The 19165-nt window shown below is 60.0% G+C and carries 17 protein-coding genes; 8 read left to right on the top strand and 9 right to left on the bottom strand.

Going from position 1 to position 19165, the window contains the following annotated elements:
• The first annotated feature begins 241 nt into the window (after positions 1-241).
• Entirely contained in the window at positions 242-1660 is a 1419-nt protein-coding gene (locus EJ576_RS06420; protein WP_028619023.1) for an amino acid permease, read from the top strand.
• A 39-nt stretch (positions 1661-1699) separates the two neighbouring features.
• Here the strand turns inward: EJ576_RS06420 and EJ576_RS06425 are convergent, their stop codons facing one another.
• From EJ576_RS06425 to EJ576_RS06440, 4 genes are all read right to left on the bottom strand, one after another.
• Positions 1700-2830, bottom strand: a complete 1131-nt coding sequence (locus EJ576_RS06425; RefSeq protein WP_126569870.1) for an OpgC family protein — start codon at positions 2828-2830, stop codon at positions 1700-1702.
• Between the two features lie 132 nt (positions 2831-2962).
• Positions 2963-3259: a cupin domain-containing protein gene (locus EJ576_RS06430; protein WP_122723990.1), complete on the bottom strand. Its 297-nt coding sequence runs from the start codon at positions 3257-3259 to the stop codon at positions 2963-2965.
• A 65-nt stretch (positions 3260-3324) separates the two neighbouring features.
• Positions 3325-4944: an FMN-binding glutamate synthase family protein gene (locus tag EJ576_RS06435; protein WP_028619027.1), complete on the bottom strand. Its 1620-nt coding sequence runs from the start codon at positions 4942-4944 to the stop codon at positions 3325-3327.
• A gap of 28 nt (positions 4945-4972) precedes the next feature.
• Positions 4973-5734 carry a LuxR C-terminal-related transcriptional regulator gene (locus EJ576_RS06440; protein ID WP_122723992.1) on the bottom strand — a complete coding sequence of 254 codons (762 nt, stop codon included), beginning with the start codon at positions 5732-5734 and terminating at the stop codon, positions 4973-4975.
• A 93-nt stretch (positions 5735-5827) separates the two neighbouring features.
• On the opposite strand from EJ576_RS06440, the gene EJ576_RS06445 reads away from it, so the two are divergent.
• The 3 genes from EJ576_RS06445 (at position 5828) to EJ576_RS06455 (ending at position 8468) form a co-directional block, all read left to right on the top strand.
• The gene (locus tag EJ576_RS06445) at positions 5828-6655 is read left to right on the top strand and encodes a carbon-nitrogen hydrolase family protein (protein ID WP_123474704.1); all 828 of its coding nucleotides are present in this window, start codon (positions 5828-5830) and stop codon (positions 6653-6655) included.
• 114 nt (positions 6656-6769) lie between these two features.
• Positions 6770-8095 (top strand): APC family permease, encoded by a 1326-nt coding sequence (locus tag EJ576_RS06450; RefSeq protein WP_126569872.1) that lies wholly within the window; start codon positions 6770-6772, stop codon positions 8093-8095.
• 100 nt (positions 8096-8195) lie between these two features.
• Positions 8196-8468 carry a type B 50S ribosomal protein L31 gene (locus EJ576_RS06455; RefSeq protein ID WP_016970719.1) on the top strand — a complete coding sequence of 91 codons (273 nt, stop codon included), beginning with the start codon at positions 8196-8198 and terminating at the stop codon, positions 8466-8468.
• A gap of 20 nt (positions 8469-8488) precedes the next feature.
• On the opposite strand, the gene EJ576_RS06460 is transcribed toward EJ576_RS06455, so the two are convergent.
• The 4 genes from EJ576_RS06460 to EJ576_RS06475 form a co-directional block, all read right to left on the bottom strand.
• On the bottom strand, positions 8489-9868 hold the full coding sequence (locus tag EJ576_RS06460; protein WP_126569874.1) for an ATP-binding protein: 1380 nt from the start codon (positions 9866-9868) through the stop codon (positions 8489-8491).
• Entirely contained in the window at positions 9865-11679 is a 1815-nt protein-coding gene (locus EJ576_RS06465) for a DAHL domain-containing protein (protein WP_126569876.1), read from the bottom strand. Before EJ576_RS06465 ends, EJ576_RS06460 begins: the two co-directional genes overlap by 4 nt.
• A gap of 10 nt (positions 11680-11689) precedes the next feature.
• A complete protein-coding gene (locus EJ576_RS06470; RefSeq protein WP_371923935.1) occupies positions 11690-12619 on the bottom strand; it encodes a cytochrome-c peroxidase in 930 nt (309 codons plus the stop codon).
• Positions 12620-12683: 64 nt separating this feature from the next.
• Positions 12684-14558 carry a bifunctional diguanylate cyclase/phosphodiesterase gene (locus EJ576_RS06475; RefSeq protein ID WP_126569880.1) on the bottom strand — a complete coding sequence of 625 codons (1875 nt, stop codon included), beginning with the start codon at positions 14556-14558 and terminating at the stop codon, positions 12684-12686.
• Positions 14559-14776: 218 nt separating this feature from the next.
• On the opposite strand from EJ576_RS06475, the gene EJ576_RS06480 reads away from it, so the two are divergent.
• From EJ576_RS06480 to EJ576_RS06490, 3 genes are read left to right on the top strand one after another with little or no spacing between them, the layout of a single operon-like run.
• Positions 14777-16090: an HD domain-containing phosphohydrolase gene (locus EJ576_RS06480; RefSeq protein WP_126569882.1), complete on the top strand. Its 1314-nt coding sequence runs from the start codon at positions 14777-14779 to the stop codon at positions 16088-16090.
• The gene (locus tag EJ576_RS06485) at positions 16087-16497 is read left to right on the top strand and encodes an NUDIX domain-containing protein (RefSeq protein WP_122724009.1); all 411 of its coding nucleotides are present in this window, start codon (positions 16087-16089) and stop codon (positions 16495-16497) included. Before EJ576_RS06480 ends, EJ576_RS06485 begins: the two co-directional genes overlap by 4 nt.
• Positions 16494-16997, top strand: a complete 504-nt coding sequence (locus EJ576_RS06490) for a GNAT family N-acetyltransferase (RefSeq protein WP_068936993.1) — start codon at positions 16494-16496, stop codon at positions 16995-16997. The genes EJ576_RS06485 and EJ576_RS06490 overlap by 4 nt, the downstream gene beginning before the upstream one ends.
• Here the strand turns inward: EJ576_RS06490 and metR are convergent.
• A complete protein-coding gene (gene metR, locus EJ576_RS06495; RefSeq protein WP_028619038.1) occupies positions 16994-17911 on the bottom strand; it encodes a transcriptional regulator MetR in 918 nt (305 codons plus the stop codon). The two genes, EJ576_RS06490 and metR, sit on opposite strands and share 4 nt — an antisense overlap.
• A gap of 182 nt (positions 17912-18093) precedes the next feature.
• Here metR and EJ576_RS06500 point away from each other — a divergent pair, with 182 nt between their 5' ends.
• Entirely contained in the window at positions 18094-19113 is a 1020-nt protein-coding gene (locus tag EJ576_RS06500) for an alpha/beta fold hydrolase (RefSeq protein ID WP_122724013.1), read from the top strand.
• The last annotated feature ends 52 nt before the right edge of the window (positions 19114-19165 follow it).

Here is a 19165-nt window from a genome sequence, read left to right on the forward strand (position 1 = left end):
GTTTATCGGCGACGATTCCTACGCTGTCCAGGTAAAGCTCCTCCGCAAAAGCGGCTTTTGCCGAGACTTCTCGCTGAATCTTGCCGTTTATTGAGTGAAAATCCCTGGGTTGAGCTTTTTATACTGCACCCCCGCTGATCTGGCCCAAGAGGCCAGCCCGGTGCGAGGACGTCATGGCCGACCCGTCATGACTTCCGGCACCCAGTGGCTCAATCCAATAACAAGACGAGGTTGTACCCTTATGCCCGTTGGCAACCACCTGCCCCATGGCGAGACCGCTCAGGGCGGCCCGCTGAAACGTGAACTGGGCGAACGGCATATTCGCCTGATGGCGCTCGGCGCCTGCATCGGTGTCGGCCTGTTCCTGGGCTCGGCCAAGGCCATTGAAATGGCCGGCCCGGCGATCATGCTTTCCTACATCATTGGCGGCCTGGCGATCCTGGTGATCATGCGCGCCCTTGGCGAAATGGCGGTGCACAACCCCGTCGCCGGCTCGTTCAGCCGTTACGCCCAAGACTATCTCGGCCCGTTGGCGGGCTTTCTGACCGGCTGGAACTATTGGTTCCTGTGGCTGGTGACCTGCGTGGCGGAAATCACCGCCGTGGCCGTGTACATGGGCGTGTGGTTCCCCGACACGCCGCGCTGGATTTGGGCCCTGGCGGCGCTGATCAGTATGGGCAGCATCAACCTGATCGCGGTCAAGGCCTTTGGTGAGTTCGAGTTCTGGTTCGCGCTGATCAAGATCGTCACTATCATTGCGATGGTGATCGGCGGCGTCGGCATTATTGCGTTCGGCTTTGGCAATGACGGCGTGGCGCTGGGTATTTCCAACTTGTGGGCCCATGGCGGCTTCATGCCCAATGGCGTGCAAGGCGTGTTGATGTCCTTGCAAATGGTGATGTTCGCCTACCTGGGTGTGGAGATGATCGGCCTCACTGCCGGTGAAGCGAAGAACCCGCAGAAGACCATTCCGAGTGCCATCGGCTCGGTGTTCTGGCGCATTCTGCTGTTCTACGTGGGCGCATTGTTCGTGATTCTGTCGATCTATCCCTGGAATGAAATCGGCACCCAGGGCAGCCCATTCGTGATGACGTTCGAGCGCCTGGGCATCAAGACCGCCGCCGGTATCATCAACTTTGTGGTGATCACTGCGGCACTGTCGTCCTGCAACGGCGGCATCTTCAGCACCGGGCGCATGCTCTACAGCCTGGCGCAGAACGGCCAGGCACCAGCGACCTTCGCCAAGACGTCGAGCAACGGCGTACCGCGCAAGGCACTGCTGCTGTCGATCTTTGCGTTGCTGCTGGGCGTGTTGCTCAACTACTGGGTGCCGGAGAAAGTCTTCGTATGGGTGACGTCCATCGCTACCTTCGGCGCAATCTGGACCTGGCTGATGATCCTGCTGGCCCAGCTCAAGTTCCGTAAGGGCCTGAGCCCGGCCGAACGGGCAGGGCTCAAATACCGCATGTGGTTGTTCCCGGTCAGTTCCTACCTGGCGCTGGCATTCCTGGTGCTGGTAGTTGGCCTGATGGCGTACTTCCCGGATACCCGAGTGGCGCTGTATGTGGGGCCTGCGTTCCTGGTGCTGCTGACGGTGTTGTTCTACGTGTTCAAGCTGCAACCCACCAACCTGGCCTCGCCTTCGGCGCGTTCGGCCTGATACTGGGAATGGCCCGTTGCGCGCAACGGGCCATACAGCCTACTGCGGCTGTGCCGCCAATTTAAGCGACTGATCCAGTCGTTTGTTGAATTCCAGCCAGACAGCCAGCATCACCATTAATGCCGCGCCAGCAACTGCCGTCAGTATTTGCATGGCGAATGCATCGCCTGCCAAGGCATTGATCATGTCCGCGAGTGGCGCGAGCACCACGCCAAGGCAAAACACTTCCAGCGAGTAACGGCCCATGCGACAGATGTGCTGCGCCAACCTGTTTTCGGTCCACGCACGGCTCGGCAGCAACTTCGCCGTCACATAGGCCAACGCGAGGAAATGCAGCAGGCGCACGGGTGACAGGTCAGTCTTGCTGATGGGGTAGAGCAAGTCGCTGAGCTGCGCGGGCATCCAAGCGTCATGCACCTCGGGCCAGCGCCACGATAGCGTCAGGATCCCCGCGGCCATCACGTACAGGGCCGCCGCCACGAACAGGGGGCGGTGCAGGAGCGGGCGGGTGTCCACAGGACGTGTCTTCCCCGCATGGATAGCCGCCGCGCCGCCCAGCACAAACAAAAATTGCCAGGTGACCGGGTTGAAGTACCACACGCCATCGGCAATGGCCCTTAAGTTCCAGCCCATCCAGGGGGCCAACAGGTAAATCGTTGCTGACCCGACCACTACCATCCAGGTCTTGCGCAGCATCAGTGGCAACACCAGCGGCAAGCCGGCCAGCAGCACGATATACAGCGGCAACGGGTCCATCAGGTTGGGCTTGAAGCGCAGCAGCAACTCATCTGTCAGGGCCTGTTGCGGATGGGTAACGAAGTGCGTCAGCCCCATCTCCTCGACAAGGTCGCGGGTTTCGACATGGCTATTGGCGAAGAACACGATGCCCATCAGCATCGCCAGCAAGAAGATATGCACCACGTACAACACCCAGGTACGACGCAGGATTTTCAGCGAGGCAATCCAGTAGCCGTCGCGTTGCAGGATCTTGCCGTAGGCCAGTACGGCGGCGTAACCGGCGAGGAACACAAACACCTCCGCCGCATCGCTGAATCCGATGTTGCGCAGGGTGATCTGGCCGAGGGGGTTGTGGGGGACGTGATCCCAGAAAATGAAGATCAACGCCAGGCCCCGAAAAAAATCGATGCGTGGGTCGCGTCCGTTCAGCATGGCAGCGGGCTCTTGTACGAAAGGTTTAGTAATGACAGGCGAACGCGGGTGTTGTCGTACGCCGCACGTCGGGCGGGCGCAGGTTGGCGGTATTTGTAAGTAATTGCAAAGGTTGGGTATTACTGAATGTCTCTATACATCCAGGATAACCAAAGTGCCATGGCTGCCTGCAAGTACGGCATGGGCGATACCCGCTTCGACAAGATACATCTGGCCCGCGTCCACCCTGATTTCTGCATCACCAATGCTCAGGCGCAAGCATCCGTTGATCACCAGCAAACCTTCGTTGTAGTCGTGGGTTTCTTCTTCGTAGGCCTGCTCATCCATGCGCAACACCTTGATCCGCGCCGGGCCGACCTGGCCCAGGCGCGTTGATTTCCACGTGGCGGGCAGTTGCCCAGCGATGGCGGCGAAGTCGAGTAGCGGCATGTGAATCTCCTTGTTTCAACAATGCCGTCGGTGGTCCGGTTCAGCAGGTAGGGATTGTTAATTTATCAGGCGGCAGCCACTTCATGGGGTTCAAAACTGTCGGCTCGCGCCATCTGCCACATGCGCGAGTAAAACTCACCGTTCACTTCACCGGTCAGCAACTCACCGGGTTTGAGGAACACATGCAGTTGCGAAAACAGCTTGATCTCGGTTGCCGACATGCGCCGTACCAAGTGCTTGGCCGATAACTGCGATGGATGATCGAGACCGGCGGCGGCGAGCATTTCCGCCAAGGCCTTGAGTGTGTTGCGGTGGAAGTTGAACACGCGCTGGGCTTTGTCCGGCACCACCAGGGCGCGTTGGCGCAGTGGGTCTTGGGTCGCGACGCCGGTCGGGCATTTATTGGTGTGGCAGCTCTGGGATTGAATGCAGCCGATGGCAAACATAAAGCCGCGCGCCGAGTTGGCCCAGTCGGCGCCGATGGCCAGCACGCTGGCGATATCGAATGCGCTGACGATCTTGCCGCTGGCGCCGAGCTTGATCTTGTCGCGCAGGTTCAGGCCCACCAGGGTGTTGTGCACAAACAGCAGGCCTTCGCGCAGTGGCACGCCGATATGGTCGGTAAACTCCACGGGCGCTGCGCCGGTGCCGCCTTCCTTGCCGTCCACCACGATAAAGTCCGGGAGGATGCCGGTTTCGAGCATGGCCTTGGCGATGCCCATGAACTCCCATGGGTGACCCAGGCAGAACTTGAAGCCCACCGGTTTGCCGCCGGACAGCTCACGCAGTTGCGCGATGAACTGCATCAGTTCCAGCGGCGTAGAAAACGCGCTGTGGCGTGACGGCGAGATGCAATCTTCGCCCATCATAATGCCGCGTGTATCGGCGATTTCCTGGGTGACCTTGTGCTTGGGCAAAATCCCGCCATGGCCGGGTTTGGCACCCTGGCTCATCTTGATTTCGATCATGCGCACTTGCGGGTTCTGCGCCTGCACGGCGAAACGTTCCGGGTCAAAACGGCCGTCGCTGGTGCGGCAGCCGAAGTAGCCGCTGCCCAATTCCCAGGTCAGGTCGCCGCCGTTTTCGCGGTGGTAGGGGCTGATACTGCCTTCGCCGGTGTCGTGGGCGAAGTTGCCCAGTTTGGCGCCTTGGTTCAACGCGCGAATCGCGTTGGCGCTCAACGAGCCAAAGCTCATCGCCGAGATATTGAACACCGATGCCGAGTACGGCTGCGTGCATTGTGGGCCGCCGACCATCACGCGAAATGCGCTGGGGTCGCTCAACGGCGCCGGGCGCATGGAGTGGCCGATAAATTCGAAGCCCGACTGGTACACGTCGATCAGGGTGCCGAAGGGTTTGTCGGCGGTTTCATTCTTGGCGCGCGAATACACCAGTGAACGCTGGGCCCGGGAGAAGGGCAGGGCGTCGCTGTCGGACTCCAGCAGGTACTGGCGGATTTCCGGGCGGATGGCTTCCACCAGGTAACGGATATTGCCCAGGATCGGGTAGTTACGGCGCACGGCGTGGGGGCTTTGCAGCAGGTCGAAGATACCGATCAGGCTCAGCACACCCGTGACCACGGTGATCGGCCACAGCCATTCATGTTCGATAAAGGGAAGGCTTGCGAGGGTGAAAATGACGCACACGGCAAAGAAGGCGTAACGGCTTAGTAACGACAGGCTCATACGGTTTTCCTTGGTTCGGACTCATCGGCTAGGCGTTTTGCGCCTGTAGAAAGATCGAGAACAGCTCTGACTGGGATTTGATCCCTAGCTTGCTGTAGATGTGTTTCTTATGGACTTTCACGGTTTCAACAGAGATTTGCAGCTTACGAGCGATTTCCTTGCTGGAGCAACCGCTGAGCATCAAGCGGCCTACATCCAGTTCGCGGGCAGTGAGTTGCGCGCCCCAGTCATCATTCTGGATCGGTTGCGGCGTGCTGACCTGCTTGAGTTCATGGGGCAGGCGTTGGCGCAGCAGGCTCAGTACCCAGGGTTGAATCAGCGACAGCAGGGCAATCTGCTGCGGATTGAAGCGTTGCTTCGAGCCCAGCGACAGGCACAGGGTACGCCCATCCGGCAGATGGCAATTAAATTGGATTTCATCGGCGACCACGTTCAGGCGGAAGTAGCGCTGATAGTACTCGGTGAGTTCGAAGTGCTCGGGCGCGACTTCGGCCAGGCGCAAAAGCCCCGTGCGCGCGTGTTCGCGGCTGGCGATGTAGAAGGGGTCGAGCAGGTACAGGCCGTTCAGGTAGTCCTGGAACAGCTGGTCCGGCGTGCCATCGGCGCCTGGGCATTCGGCAAACACCAGCGGGCGGTGTTCGCTGCTGAACAGCAGAGCCACCCAGCTATCGGACGGCACGTACTGGTCGAGCAATCGGACCAGCTGGGTCCAGAAATTGGGCTGGTCCAGCGCGTCTATCATTTGCCCCACCGCACGGTGCCAGGCGATGTCTTGCAGCGACATGGTCATCGATCTACCCCTATCGGGTTACCCCCGCCGCGTGATTCCCTGGGGGGTTGTGGCTGCGCATACTGCGGCACAGATAAAGAACAAGGAATACCCATGAAGGTCGAATTTGCCCAGTTGGCCGGTCGTGATAACGATACAGCTTACAACCTTGAACGCGCCTTGGCGGCGATTGCCGCCTGTGCCGACGATACGCAACTGATCGTATTTCCGGAAACTCACCTGACCGGTTTCCCCACGGCCGAGACCGTCGCCGACATCGCCGAACCGCTGGAGGGGCCTACCGTGCAGGCCATTATCGAGGCCGCCCGTGCGCGTGATATCGCCGTGGTCATTGGCATTGCCGAACACGATGGCGGCCAGTTTTACAACACCACTTTGCTGATCACCCCCGAAGGTATCGCCCTACGGTACCGCAAGACCCACTTGTGGCCGCTGGAACGAGGCGTCTTCAATCCCGGCGACCGTTACCCCACCTGCATGTGGAACGGTCTGCGCGTAGGCCTGTTGATCTGCTACGACATCGAGTTCCCGGAAACCGCCCGTGCCCTGGCGCAATTGGGCGCTGAGTTGCTGATCGTCACCAACGGCAACATGGACCCGTACGGTCCCACCCACCGCACCGCGATCATGGCCCGTGCCCAGGAAAACCAGGCGTTTGCGCTGATGGTCAACCGGGTGGAAGCGGGCGATGGCGACCTGGTGTTTGCCGGCGGCAGTGCGTTGGTGGACCCGTTTGGCACGCTGCTGTTTGAAGCGGGGCGTGAGGAGGGGCAATTCGCGGTTGAGCTGGATCTCGACCAATTGGCGGCGGCTCGCAAGGACTACCGCTACCTGGATGACCAGCGCATGAAATTGCCGGGTGAGGTGATTGAGCGCAGCGATGGCGCGCGCGAGCTGTTGATCCCACAAGCTCAACGCTAGCCCCTGTGGCGAGGGAGCGAGCTCCCTCGCCACGGGTAATAACTCTAAAAAACAGTGTGTGCAACACCGACTTCAGTTCTGCCATAAATCTAATAATTGCGCGGAGAATCACCCATGGCTCGTTTGCAACGCACCCTGTCGTTAGGGTCGGTGGTGCTGTTTGGCATCGCCTATATGACGCCGATCATTGTGCTCGGCACCTTCGGCATCCTGGCTCAATCCACCGCGGGCATGGTCCCCGCCGCTTACCTGGCTGCGCTGGTGGCGATGTTTTTCACCGCCATGAGCTACGGGCGCATGGCGTCGGCGTTTCCGGTGGCCGGTTCCGCCTACAGCTACGTGCGCAAGGCCATCAGCCCCAAGCTCGGCTTTATCGCCGGTTGGGCGGTATTGCTCGACTATCTGTTCTTGCCCATGGCCATCTGGCTGATTGGTGCGGCGTACCTGAACTCAGCCTTCCCGGCGGTGCCGCAATGGGTTTGGGTGCTGGCATTCATCGGGGTTACCAGCGCCATTAACATCGTCGGCCTCAAACTGGCCAACGGCATCAACGCCTTGCTGATGCTGGTGCAATTCCTGGTGCTGATTGCCTTTGTGGCGCTGTGCATTCACTACATCGGTGGAGATGCGAGCAAGCCGCTGTGGACCATCGCCCCCTTCTTCAATGGCCAGATGCACATGCCATTGATCATGAGCGGCGCCGCCATCGCCTGCTACTCGTTCCTGGGCTTTGACGCGGTGAGTACGCTGACCGAAGAAACCCGCGACCCACGTCGCACCATCCCACGGGCGATCATGTTGATCACTTTGATCGGCGGGCTGATCTTCGTGGCGGTGTCCTACTTTGTGCAGGTGGCCCATCCGTCGTTCGAGTTCAGCAATGTGGATTCGGCGGCGTATGAGATCGCGCGCAATATCGGTGGCGACTTGTTTGTGTCGATCTTCCTGATTGGCCTGATTGTCGGCCAGTTCGCCTCGGGGCTGTCGGCCCAGGCCAGCGGTTCGCGCCTGTTGTTTGCCATGGGCCGCGACGGTGTGTTGCCCAAGTCGTTCTTCGGCAGCCTGCATGCGCGCTTCGGCACTCCAGTCAACAGCATCCTGTTGTGTGCAGTGGTGGCGCTGCTGGCGTTGAAGCTGGACGTGACCACCTCCACTTCATTCATCAATTTCGGCGCATTCCTGGCGTTTAGCCTGGTCAACCTGTCGGTGATCTTCCACTACTGGATCGGCGCCAAGCAGCGTGGCGTGCGCGAATTGATCCTGTTCCTGGTGTTCCCGTTCATCGGCCTGCTGGCGGACCTGTGGCTGATGGTCAGCCTCGATCACTTGGCGATCTACCTGGGCCTGGTGTGGTTGGCGATCGGCCTGGTTTACCTGAGCGTGCTCACGCGTGGCTTCTCCCGACAGCCACCGGAAATGGGCTTCCAGGAAGCCGCATAGAAGCTGCCGGCCTATTCTTATTGCAATCGGTTCTCGTTTGGGTGCACTATTTGTGTTACTGTATAACACATCAAATGCATCCAAACGCCCCGGAGGCCTTATGAAAGCTGGTATCCATCCCGACTACCGCACCGTGCTGTTTCACGACACTGCCGCCGACGTGTTCTTCCTGATCGGCTCCACTGCCGACAGCGACCGCACCCACAAGCACAGTGATGGCAACACTTACCCCTACATCCCGCTGGACGTGTCCAGTGCCTCGCACCCGATCTACACCGGCCAACAGCGCAAGACCCAGGCCGAAGGCCGGATTGCCGGCTTCAACAAGCGTTTCGCTTCGTTCGGTTCGAGCCCCAAAAAAGCCGACGCATGAGCGCGACTCGGCGGCGTGTCCTACGCCGCCGTTTGCCTAATCGGCAACACCACCCGAAACGTTGTCCCTTTGCCCAGCTCGCTGCTGACGGAGATGTCGCCACGGTGTTTCTTAACGATGCCGTAAGAGAGCGAAAGCCCCAACCCTGTTCCTTCGCCCACCGGTTTGGTGGTGAAGAACGGATCGAAGATTTTCTGCAGGGTTTGCGGCGCGATCCCATAGCCGTTGTCTGCCACTTCCAACCACACGTTCTCGCTGTCCACGCCAGTGCTGATGGTAATGGTGCCGCGCTCTGGCCCCATGGCTTGCGCCGCGTTGATCACCAGATTCATCACCACTTGGTTGAGCTGTGAGGCCAGGCATTCGATTTCTGGCAATGCGCCGTAGTGTTTGACTACATCGGCTTTGTACTTGAGTTCGCTGGCGACGATGTTCAATGTCGAATCGATGCCCTGTTGCAGGTTGGCAAATTGCCAGGTCTGCTCGTTGTCCACCCGCGAGAAGTTTTTCAAGTCCTTGACGATCTGCACCACGCGACCAATGCCTTCCTTGGACTCCTTGATCAGGACCGGAATGTCTTCCTTGAGAAAGTCCAGTTCCAGGCCGACGCGCATGGCCTTGAGCTGCTCGCTTTGTTCCGGTGGCGTCACCAAGACTTCAGCACGTTGATAGGCATCCAGCATCTGTTGCAGCTGGTTGAAGTAGCCGTCCAGGGTGCTGAGGTTGGACGAGATAAACCCCACCGGGTTGTTGATCTCATGGGCCACACCGGCTGCCAGCTGCCCCAGCGACGCAAGTTTCTCCGACTGGACCAATTGGCTTTCCAGATGCTTGCGTTCGTCAATCTCCATTTGCAGCGCTTGGGTGCGCTGTTCCACCAACTGCTCCAGGTGGGTGGTTTGCAGCGAGGCGCGGCGGGCCATGTCCCATTTGTTGGCCAGGGTGTTGGCCATCTGCTGGACTTCGATGTTGTCGAAGGGTTTTTTCAGGATCAGCAACCGATCATGGGCGTGCAGCCGCTCCAGCAGGTCTTCCCAGGAATAGTCCGAATACGCGGTACAGATCACCACTTGCAGGTCGGGAGCGACTTTCCACAGTTCTTCTATGGTTTTCGCGCCGTCCCAGCCTTGGGGCATGCGCATGTCGACAAAGGCCAGGGCATACGGCTGTTTGCGCTCCATGGCCGTGACGAGCAACTGCAGGCCTTCTTCTCCGCCATAGGCCGAATGCAGTTCGAACACCGGGGCCCGGGCTTTTGTCGTGTCGCCGAACAGCGCCGACTCCATAGCGTCCAGCGCCTGGTTGGTTTCAACGACAGGCATCAGGATCTTGCGAAAATCATCGTGAATCGACGGTGTGTCGTCGATCAGTAATAGACGCCGGTTAGGAGGTTGGTTCATGTGGGGTCTCCGGCAAGGACCATAGGGATAGTCAAGGTGAACATGGCGCCCAGGCCCGGTCCGTCGCTATGGGCGGTCAGTTGGCCATTCATCTCCACCGCTGCCAGGGCGCAACTGTGCAGGCCGAAGCCGTGGCCTTCCTTGCGGGTGGTAAAGCCGTGGGTGAAGATCCGGGTCATGTTTTCCGCCGGTATGCCTTCGCCGTCGTCTTTCACGCTGATCTGCAAGGTTGCGTCATCGCGTGGTTGGACCGTAAGAGTCATTTGCCGCGGCCGGTCGACAAGGTTGGACATCGCGTACTTGGCATTGCTGATCAGGTTGACCATGATCAGCAGCAACCGGTGTTTATCCGCCAGGATCTCCGGCACCTGGGCATAGTGTTTTACCACCGTGACGTTGTGCCGGCTCAGCGCCCCTGCGTTCATGCGCAAGGCATCGTCCATCAGGGCGCTGATGTGCACCGGCTCCTTCAGCGCGGAGGCACCGGCATAGTGTTGTTGGGTAGCGACAATGTCCTTGATGTGGTCGACGCTCTTGCTCAATTGCGTCAGTTCATCAGTCATGCCTTGTTGTTCCAGCGCAATGGCGTCGACCAGTTGATTCAAGTAACCCGGCAAGAGCTTGCCCTTTTCATCCTCGGTAAAGAAGGTGCCCAGGTCACCTTGGCGCTCGTTGATCAACTGCATGGCCCGGCCCAGGCCCAGTGCCTTGCTGCTGCGCAGCTTTCGAGTGACCAGATCGGCGGAGGTATTCACGCTGTTAAGTACGTTGCCCACATTGTGCAGCACGTTGGTGGCGATCTCCGCCATGCCCGCCTGGCGAGCACTGTCGAGCAGTTCGCTCTGGGCATCCTTGAGTTGTTGGGTGCGGCGTTCCACCCGTTGCTCCAGGGTTTCGTTCGCCGCTTGCAGGGCACGGTTGACCCGGTTGATCTCGGCGAAACTGCGCAGCAGGCGCATCGCCAGGTAAAGCAGCAAACCCACCAGCAGGATGGAGAAAATCAGCAGGTAGCGATGGTATTGGCGATCGACAAGGTCGGCGGCTTGCTGATCCTGGTTGAGGTGGGTCGTCAAGTCGTCCAGACGCTCGGCGACCGGCACGGCGGCAATCCGGTCGACCAGGCCGTTGACCACCGGCTGCTCGCGCAGGATCAGCGAAATATGGTTGCTGAGGATCTCGACAGGCCCCTGAAACTCAGGGGGCAGGCGCTCCTTGTTGATCGCCAATTTGCCCAGGCCCACCAGGATATCGGCGGCGCGGTCGTCGCTGGTGACCTGGGCGAATTCCAGGCTGCTGAGCAACAGGTCGTAGGTATCGGTGGCGACATCGTGCAGTTGCAGGCGGCCTTCATCGCCGTAGCGATTGAACTGGGCCTGGATGTCATCTTCGGCGGTCGGCAGAAAGGCCAGGGAGTTGCGCAGCACGGCGTTGTGGGATTTGAACTGGTCCACCAACCGGGCTTTTTCCTGGATCGCGGCTTGGTAAGCTTCCAGATTGGCCTGCCAACCAGGCAGGTCGGCAGGGTCGTGGTAGAAGTCGCGGTTTTCCAGATCGGCCCAGATCCGGGTCATTTCCTGCAGCGGTGCCACCAGGGGGTCGTAATTGTGGGTGAGGGCGATCCTGGCCTTGAGTACTTCACTGTCCCATTGGGCATTGAGCTGCTGGAGCTGGCGGATCAGGTCCCGTGATTGGGTATAGGTAGCCGTCTGGTCACGGGAAGACTTGAGGTACAGAAACACCAGGGTGGACGCCAGCAGCAGGGTCATCAGGCCCAGCAACACTTGGCCGGCACGGCGGCGGGAAAGGGTCATGAGGGTATGCTCATAATGGCTTGCCCGCCCATTCGCCGCTCAGGGTCTTGAGAAACTGGATGATCAGGTCCTTGTCCTCCTGGGACGGATTGCGCCCCAACTGATACTTGAACATGACGTCGACCGCTTCCTCAAGGGTCTTGGCCGAGGCATCGTGGAAGTACGGCGCGGTCGCGGCGACGTTGCGCAGGCTGGGTACCTTGAACACATGTCGGTCTTCTTCGTCCTGGGTCAGCAGATAGCGGCCTAGGTCCGACTCGACCGTTTTGCCGCGCGCCTTGAAGTAGTCGCCCATCACACCGAACTTCTGGAACATATTGCCGCCGATATTGATGCCTTGGTGGCAGGCGATGCAGCCATAGTCCTTGAAGCGCTGGTAGCCGTATTTTTCCTGGATCGTGAAAATCTTGGTGTTGCCAAGCAGGTATTGGTCGAACCGCGAATTGGGCGTCAGCAATGTACGTTCATAAGTGGCCAGGGCGTTTTGTACGTTGGCGGCGGTGACGCCATCGGGGTAGGCCTGCTGGAACGCCGCTTGGTAGGCGGGCAGGGCGGAAAGGTTCTGCACCACGGTTTTCCAGTCGCTGCCCATTTCCACCGGGCTGATGACTACCTGTTGGATCTGTGCCTCCAGCGTATCGACGCGGCCATTCCAGAACTGCTTGAAGTTCAGGCTGGCGTTGAAGACAGACGGGGTGTTGATGTCCACGGGCTTGCCATCGAAGCCAATGGAAAACGGCTTGTTGTCGGCACCTCCCGATTCCAGACGATGGCAGCTGGCGCAGGACAGCGTGTTATTGACCGACAGACGCGGCTCGTTGAACAGCTGGCGCCCCAGCTCAACCTTGGCCGGGTCCAACATCGGAACTGCGGGGACAGGTTTCAGTGCTTCGTCCAATGGCGCGGCCATCAAAGGCATGCCCAAGCCCAGGCACAACATGAACACGACGCCGAAACGGCAGGTCAGTACTTCATTCAAGCGAGCACTCCTTGCAAGCATAAGGCTACTGGTCGGGCATCAGAGTGGCGCTACCCGCTTGCAGCAACCGGGCGAAGTCCTTCGACGGCACGGCCTTGCTGAACAGATAGCCCTGGCCCTCTTCGCACCGCTGGGTTTGCAGGAATTTCAGTTGTTCGACGGTTTCTACGCCTTCGGCGATGATATTCAGGTCCAGGCTCTTGCCCATGCCGATGATAGCGCTGATCAGTTGTTCGTCCTGGCTATTGACCTTCAGGCCGTGAACGAATGATTGGTCGATTTTCAGCACATCGATGGGAAAACGGCGCAGATAACTCAGGCTGGAGTAACCCGTACCGAAATCATCCAGGACCAGCCGCACGCCCATCGCCTTGATTCTGTTAAGGATCTCGACAGTCTCGTCGACATTCTGCATCAGCACGCTTTCGGTGATCTCTAGTTCCAACTGTGTCGGCGGCAGACCGGTTTGCTTGAGGAGGGTGGCAAGATTGTCGACAAAATCCCGCTGGCGAAAGTCGATGGCCGAGATGTTCACCGATATGCACAACGGCGCCAGGCCCATGGCGCGCCAGGCTTGCGCCTGTTCACAGGCCTGGCGCAGTACCCATTGGGTCAGGCGCACAATCAAGCCACTGTCTTCGGCGACCGGGATGAAGTCGGCCGGGCTGACCCAACCCGAGCGCGGCTGGAACCAGCGGATCAGGGCTTCCGCACCGACGATTCGCCCGGATTTCAAGTCCAGCTTCGGCTGGTAGTGCAGTTCAAACTCCTCGCGCTCGAGGGCCTGGCGTATCGCGCTTTCCAGGTTTTGTCGATGCTGGGCGCGGTGGTTCATGTCATCGGTGTAAAAACTGAAACAGTCGGAACCCCGCTCTTTACTGGTGTGCATGGCGGTTTCGGCGTGTTTGATCAACTCCACCGCCGTGCCACTGTCATTGGGGTAAATACTGATGCCCAGGCTGGCGGTGATGCTCAGGTCATGCCCTGCGACATGGCGGGTAGCGCTGACGGCATTAAGTATTTTTTGAGCAACGTGCTGGGATTGTTGGGGATGCTGCACATCCTGCAGCAGGATCACGAATTCGTCGGAACCGTAGCGAAATACCGAGTCCGATTCACGCACTGCCGCCACCAGGCTCTGGCTGACCTGCTGGAGCACCTCGTCGCCCACCGGATAGCCCAAGGCATTGTTGATACGCTTGAAACGGTCCAGCCCGATGAATATCACCGCCAACTGGGTGTCATGCCGTCGGCCCAGGGCAATTGCCTGGGTCAGCCGGTCGCCGAGCAGCGTGCTGTTGGGCAGTTCTGTCAACGCGTCATACTGGAGCAGGTGCGAGACCTTGAGCAGCTCCTGCACGCGCTCCTCGATGGTTCGTTCCAGGCCAATCACTTTGAGCGCGATGTCCTGGGCGAGCTGCCATTTCCAGGTCAGGGCGCTGGCCATCTGGCGAATTTCCAGGTGATCGAAGGGCTTTTTCAGGATCAGCAGTTGGTCGTTGTATTTGAGCCGCGCTTCGATGGCCTCGAAGGAGTAATCGGAGTAAGCCGTGCACAGCGCGATCTGCAGGCGGGGATCGACCTCCCACAACTGTTCGATGGTTTGCAGGCCGTCCCAGCCAGGTGGCATGCGCATGTCGATGAAGGCCAGGGCATACGGTGCCTGGTCGGCCAGCGCCTTGTTCACTAGGGCCAACGCTTCCTGGCCCTGGTAGGCGGAGTCCAGCTCGTAGGCCTGGCGCGCTTTGGGGGTGGTGCCGAACAGGGTTTCTTCCAGGCTCTCCAGCGACGGTTCGCCATTGGGATCGGCGCAGAGGATCTTGCGAAAGTCCTGGTGGATCGAGGCCGTGTCATCGACGATCAGAATGCGCCGGTTGGCCCGTGCCGAGTCCGCACTCATGGGGCGCTCCGTACCGATAAAAGGTCCGACGGCATAACGACTCCTTCCCTGATTCCACTGCTGAGGCGGATACAGCCTAATGTGACAGCATAGTCGAGCGGCCTTGATATCGGGGGCCAGTTGGCGTCAAATCGACCCCGCGCGTTGAGCAAGGGAAGACAGCTTGGCACAGAGGTTGAATTTAGCTCGATTTGGTTTAATTTGAAGGCGCAGCAGGCATGGATGAACATACCGCGACAAGACCCACCGTTTTGCTGGTCGACGATGAAGAGTCGATCCTCAACAGCCTGCGCCGCTTGCTGCGCGGCCAGCCCTTTGATGTGGTGCTGGCCGGTAGTGGCGCCCAGGCGCTGGAAATCATGGCGGCGCAGCCCGTCGACCTGATCATGAGCGATGCGCGCATGCCGGGTATGGACGGGGCGCAGTTACTGGCCGAAGTCCACCGCCTGTACCCCACCACCAGCCGCATCCTGCTGACCGGTTATGCCGACTTGCCGACGATCATCAAGGCGATCAACGAAGGGCAGATCCACCGCTACATCGGCAAGCCCTGGAATGACGACGAACTCAAGTTGATCCTGCAGCAGGCCCTTGAGCACCAACGGCTTGAACGCCTGACCCGGGTGCAGAACGATCAGCTCAAGGTATTGAATACCACCCTGGAAAAACGCGTGGTGGCGCGCACCTCCGAGTTGCAGCAAACCGCCGACATGCTCGACCTGGCCTACGAAGAACTCAAACGCAGCTACGTGACAGGCACCGAAGTCTTTTCGTTGCTGGCCAACTTGCGCCTGCCCAAGAACAAGCAGACCAACCGCCAATTGATCGAGTTGGTCCGCGTCTATTGTGCTGCCCAGTCCATGGACGAAGCCGCTACGCGCGACCTGACCATGGCCGCCGCGCTCTACAACATCGGCAAGCTCAGTTGGAGCGACAGCCTGTTGGTTGCCGCCGCCGATAAGTTGCACAGCAGTGACCGTGAACAATACCGAGGCTATCCGAGCCAGAGCGAATCCCTGCTGATGACCCTGGAACCGATGAAGGACGCGGCGCGGATCATCCGTCATCACCAGGAACGCTGGGATGGCAGCGGTTTTCCCGATCACCTCAAGGGCGATGCGATACCCTTCGGTTCGCGACTGCTGAAGTTGGCGGTGGACTTTATCGAACTGCAAAAAGGCCTGATCCTTGAGCGGCAGATGAACAGCGACGAGGCTTTGCTGTACATCCGAAAGTACGCCGGGCGCCTCTATGATCCAGAGCTGGTCGAAGACTTTGTCCAGGCCTGCGCCGCGTTTCTCAGTGATGTGACGCTGGGTGATCCCTCGGTCAAGGCCCTGACCACCCGTGAACTGGAAGCCGGCATGGTCCTGGCGCGCAATCTCAACGCCGATAACGGCATGCTGCTGCTCAACGCCGGCAAAGTGCTGAACCTGCCGTTGGTGGACAAGCTGATTGCGTTCGAGTCGATGGAGGGCGCGAAATACACCATATTCATCAAACTACCCGAAGAGACAGCGAATCTTTCATGAGCATTTCCACTATTCGTATCGCCGCCGCCCTCCTGATCGGCGCTGACGGCCAAACCTTGCTGGTGCGCAAGCGCGGCACCCAGGCCTTCATGCAACCTGGCGGCAAGATTGACGCTGGCGAGCAGCCTGCCGAGGCCTTGGCCCGTGAGCTGCACGAAGAACTGAACCTGCGTATCGAGCCAAGTGCTGCGGTCTACCTGGGAAAATTTTCTGCGCCGGCCGTCAACGAGCCGGGTTTCACCGTGGAAGCCGAGCTGTTCCAGGTGCAGATCGATGTAGCGGTCACGCCTGCCGCCGAGATTGAAGAAGTGCGCTGGATCGACCCGGCCGGAGATGGCGGCCTGCAACTGGCCCCGCTGACGCGCGATCTGATCCTGCCGTTTTACCGCGCCTCGCTGACGGCATGATCATTCGCACGCTGGCGGCCAGCGACGCCGAAGCGTATCGGGCGTTGATGCTGGAGGCCTATGGCGCCTATCCCCAGGCCTTCACCTCCAGCGTGGCGGAGCGTGCGGCGATGCCGCTGGGCTGGTGGGAAAAACGCTTGAGCAGCCCGTTGGATTGCCTGCTCGGTGCGTTTGACGGGGATGAGTTGGCCGGCATTGTCGGTCTGGCCTTTGAGCCGCGAGAAAAAGCGCGGCACAAGGTGACCCTGTTCGGCATGTACGTGAATGCGGACCACCAACAAAAAGGCTTGGGCCGTCAGTTGGTGGAAGCGGCGCTCGACGAAGCGCGCACACAGCCGCGCCTCAAAGTGATCCAGCTGACGGTCACCGCCGGCAATGAAGCCGCGTTTGCCCTGTACCAGCGCTGCGGCTTCATCCAGTACGGCCTGGAGCCGCTGGCGGTGCGAGTCGGTGTGGATTACTTCGATAAGATCCACATGTGGCGCGAGGTCGCGGTTTAGCGCACCGCGCTGACCCCATCCAAGGTGGAAAACGACGTGTCCTTGGCCGTCAGCAGGAAGTCACGCATGTAGGGCGCATCCAGCATGTCCGCACGGATTCCCGCATATAGCGTGGCAAACAAACCTTTCTCACCCAGGCGCTTGGCTTTCACGTAGCCACGCGAGCTGTACTCATGCAGCGCCCAATGGGGCATGCCGCACACGCCACGGCCGCTGGCCACCAGTTGCATCATCATCACCGACAGCTCGGACGTGCGCACCTGAGCCGGTTCCACATCGGCGGGTTCGAGAAAGCGGGTGAAAATGTCCAAACGGTCGCGTTCCACCGGGTAAGTGATCAGGGTTTCGGTCAGCAAGTCATCCGGCACGATGTACGCCTTGTTCGCCAGCGCATGCTGGTTGGCGACCGCGAGCATGGCTTCGTAGGTGAACAGCGGTACATAGGTGATGCCTGGCAGTTCCAGCGGGTCGGAGGTCACCACCAGGTCCAGGTCGCCACGGGCTAGCGCTGGCAGCGGGGCGAAGGCGAAACCGGAGGCCAGGTCCAGTTCGACTTCCGGCCAGGCATCGCGGAACTGGTCGATGGTCGGCATCAGCCACTGGAAGCAGCTATGGCATTCGATTGCCATGTGCAGGCGTCCGGCAGTGCCGCCGGCCAACCTTGCAATGTCGCGCTCGGCGCCGCGCAGCAGCGGCAGGGTGGCGTCGGCCAGTTGCAACAGGCGCAGGCCGGCACTGGTGAAGCGCAGCGGCTTGGTCTTGCGCACGAACAACGGCATGCCCAAGCGCTCTTCCAGCTCTTTGAACTGGTGCGACAGGGCCGACTGCGTCAAATGCAGGCGCTCGGCGGCTTCGACCAGGCTGTCGGCTTCGCGCAGGGCGTGCAGGGTCTTGAGGTGACGGATCTCGAGCACGGGCTCTCCATGAATACAATTTGTGATGAATTCGAATGGCGTGAGTTTGTCTCATGTTGTCCTTCCTGTCGACCATGACCGCTGAGCACTCTTCATCAAACTGTCATGCAACTGTGGCAGCGCGCTTGAACAAACTTCATCAGACTCGCGCTCTACTGGGGTTCTGCGTTTCGGTGTTTTTCATGCGCGTGTTGTTTTTACTGGCCGCTCTGTTGTTCGGCCTGCCGTCCTTTGCGGCTTCTCGATGTGACGTCAATGTCCCGACCCAAACGGTCGACCTGGCTCAGGTAAGCATTGCCTACCAGAGCATCGGCCGTGCGTCTGATCCTGCGTTGCTGCTGGTGATGGGCCTGGGCGGGCAATTGATCCACTGGCCGGATGAAGTGGTGGTCGCCCTGTGCCAACAGGGTTTCCGGGTGATCCGTTACGACAACCGTGACGTTGGCCTGTCCACCTGGCGCCAGGCGCCTGCCAACGCCAACCTGACCTTTGAAGTGCTGCGCTACAAGCTCGGCCTGCCGGTGGCGGCGCCCTACACGCTGACCGACATGGCCGACGACGCCATCGGCTTGATGGACGCGTTGCAGATCCAGCAATTTCACGTGCTGGGCGCGAGCATGGGCGGCATGATCGCCCAGCACCTGGCGGCGATGGCGCCGCAGCGGGTCGAGAGCCTTACGCTGATCATGACCAGCTCCGGTGCCGAAGGCTTGCCGGCGCCGAATGCGGCGTTGGTACAACTGCTGTCGCGGCGCAGCGCACCGAACCGTGAAGTGGCCCTGGAGCAGCAAGCCGATTTGCTGGCGGCCCTGGGCAGCCCTAATGTGACGGATGATCGCCAGGCGCTGTTGCACCAGGCGGCGCTGTCCTACGACCGCGCCTTCAACCCGGACGGCGTGAAGCGCCAGATCATGGCGATCCTCGCCGAACCCAGCCGCGTGCCCTTGCTCAACCAACTGCGCGTGCCAACTCTGGTGGTGCACGGCACCGCCGACCCGCTGTTGCCGGTCATGCACGGTGTACACCTGGCGGCGCATATCCAGGGCAGCCAGTTGAAACTGATCCCCGGCATGGCCCATCGTTTCCAGGAAGCGTTCAAGGCGCCGCTGTTGACGGCGGTGCTGCCGTACCTGCAAGCCCATCGTGAAGACGCGGCGCACTGGGCGCAGATTGACCTGGGCGAGCCTTCGAAGGTGTTGTGACATTGGTGTATCGTGCAACCTTTGTGGCCCATTTGCGCCTGCGAGGTTGCCT

The organism is Pseudomonas sp. C 49-2, assembly GCF_003970195.1.
GTDB classification, from domain to species: Bacteria; Pseudomonadota; Gammaproteobacteria; order Pseudomonadales; family Pseudomonadaceae; genus Aquipseudomonas; species Aquipseudomonas canadensis.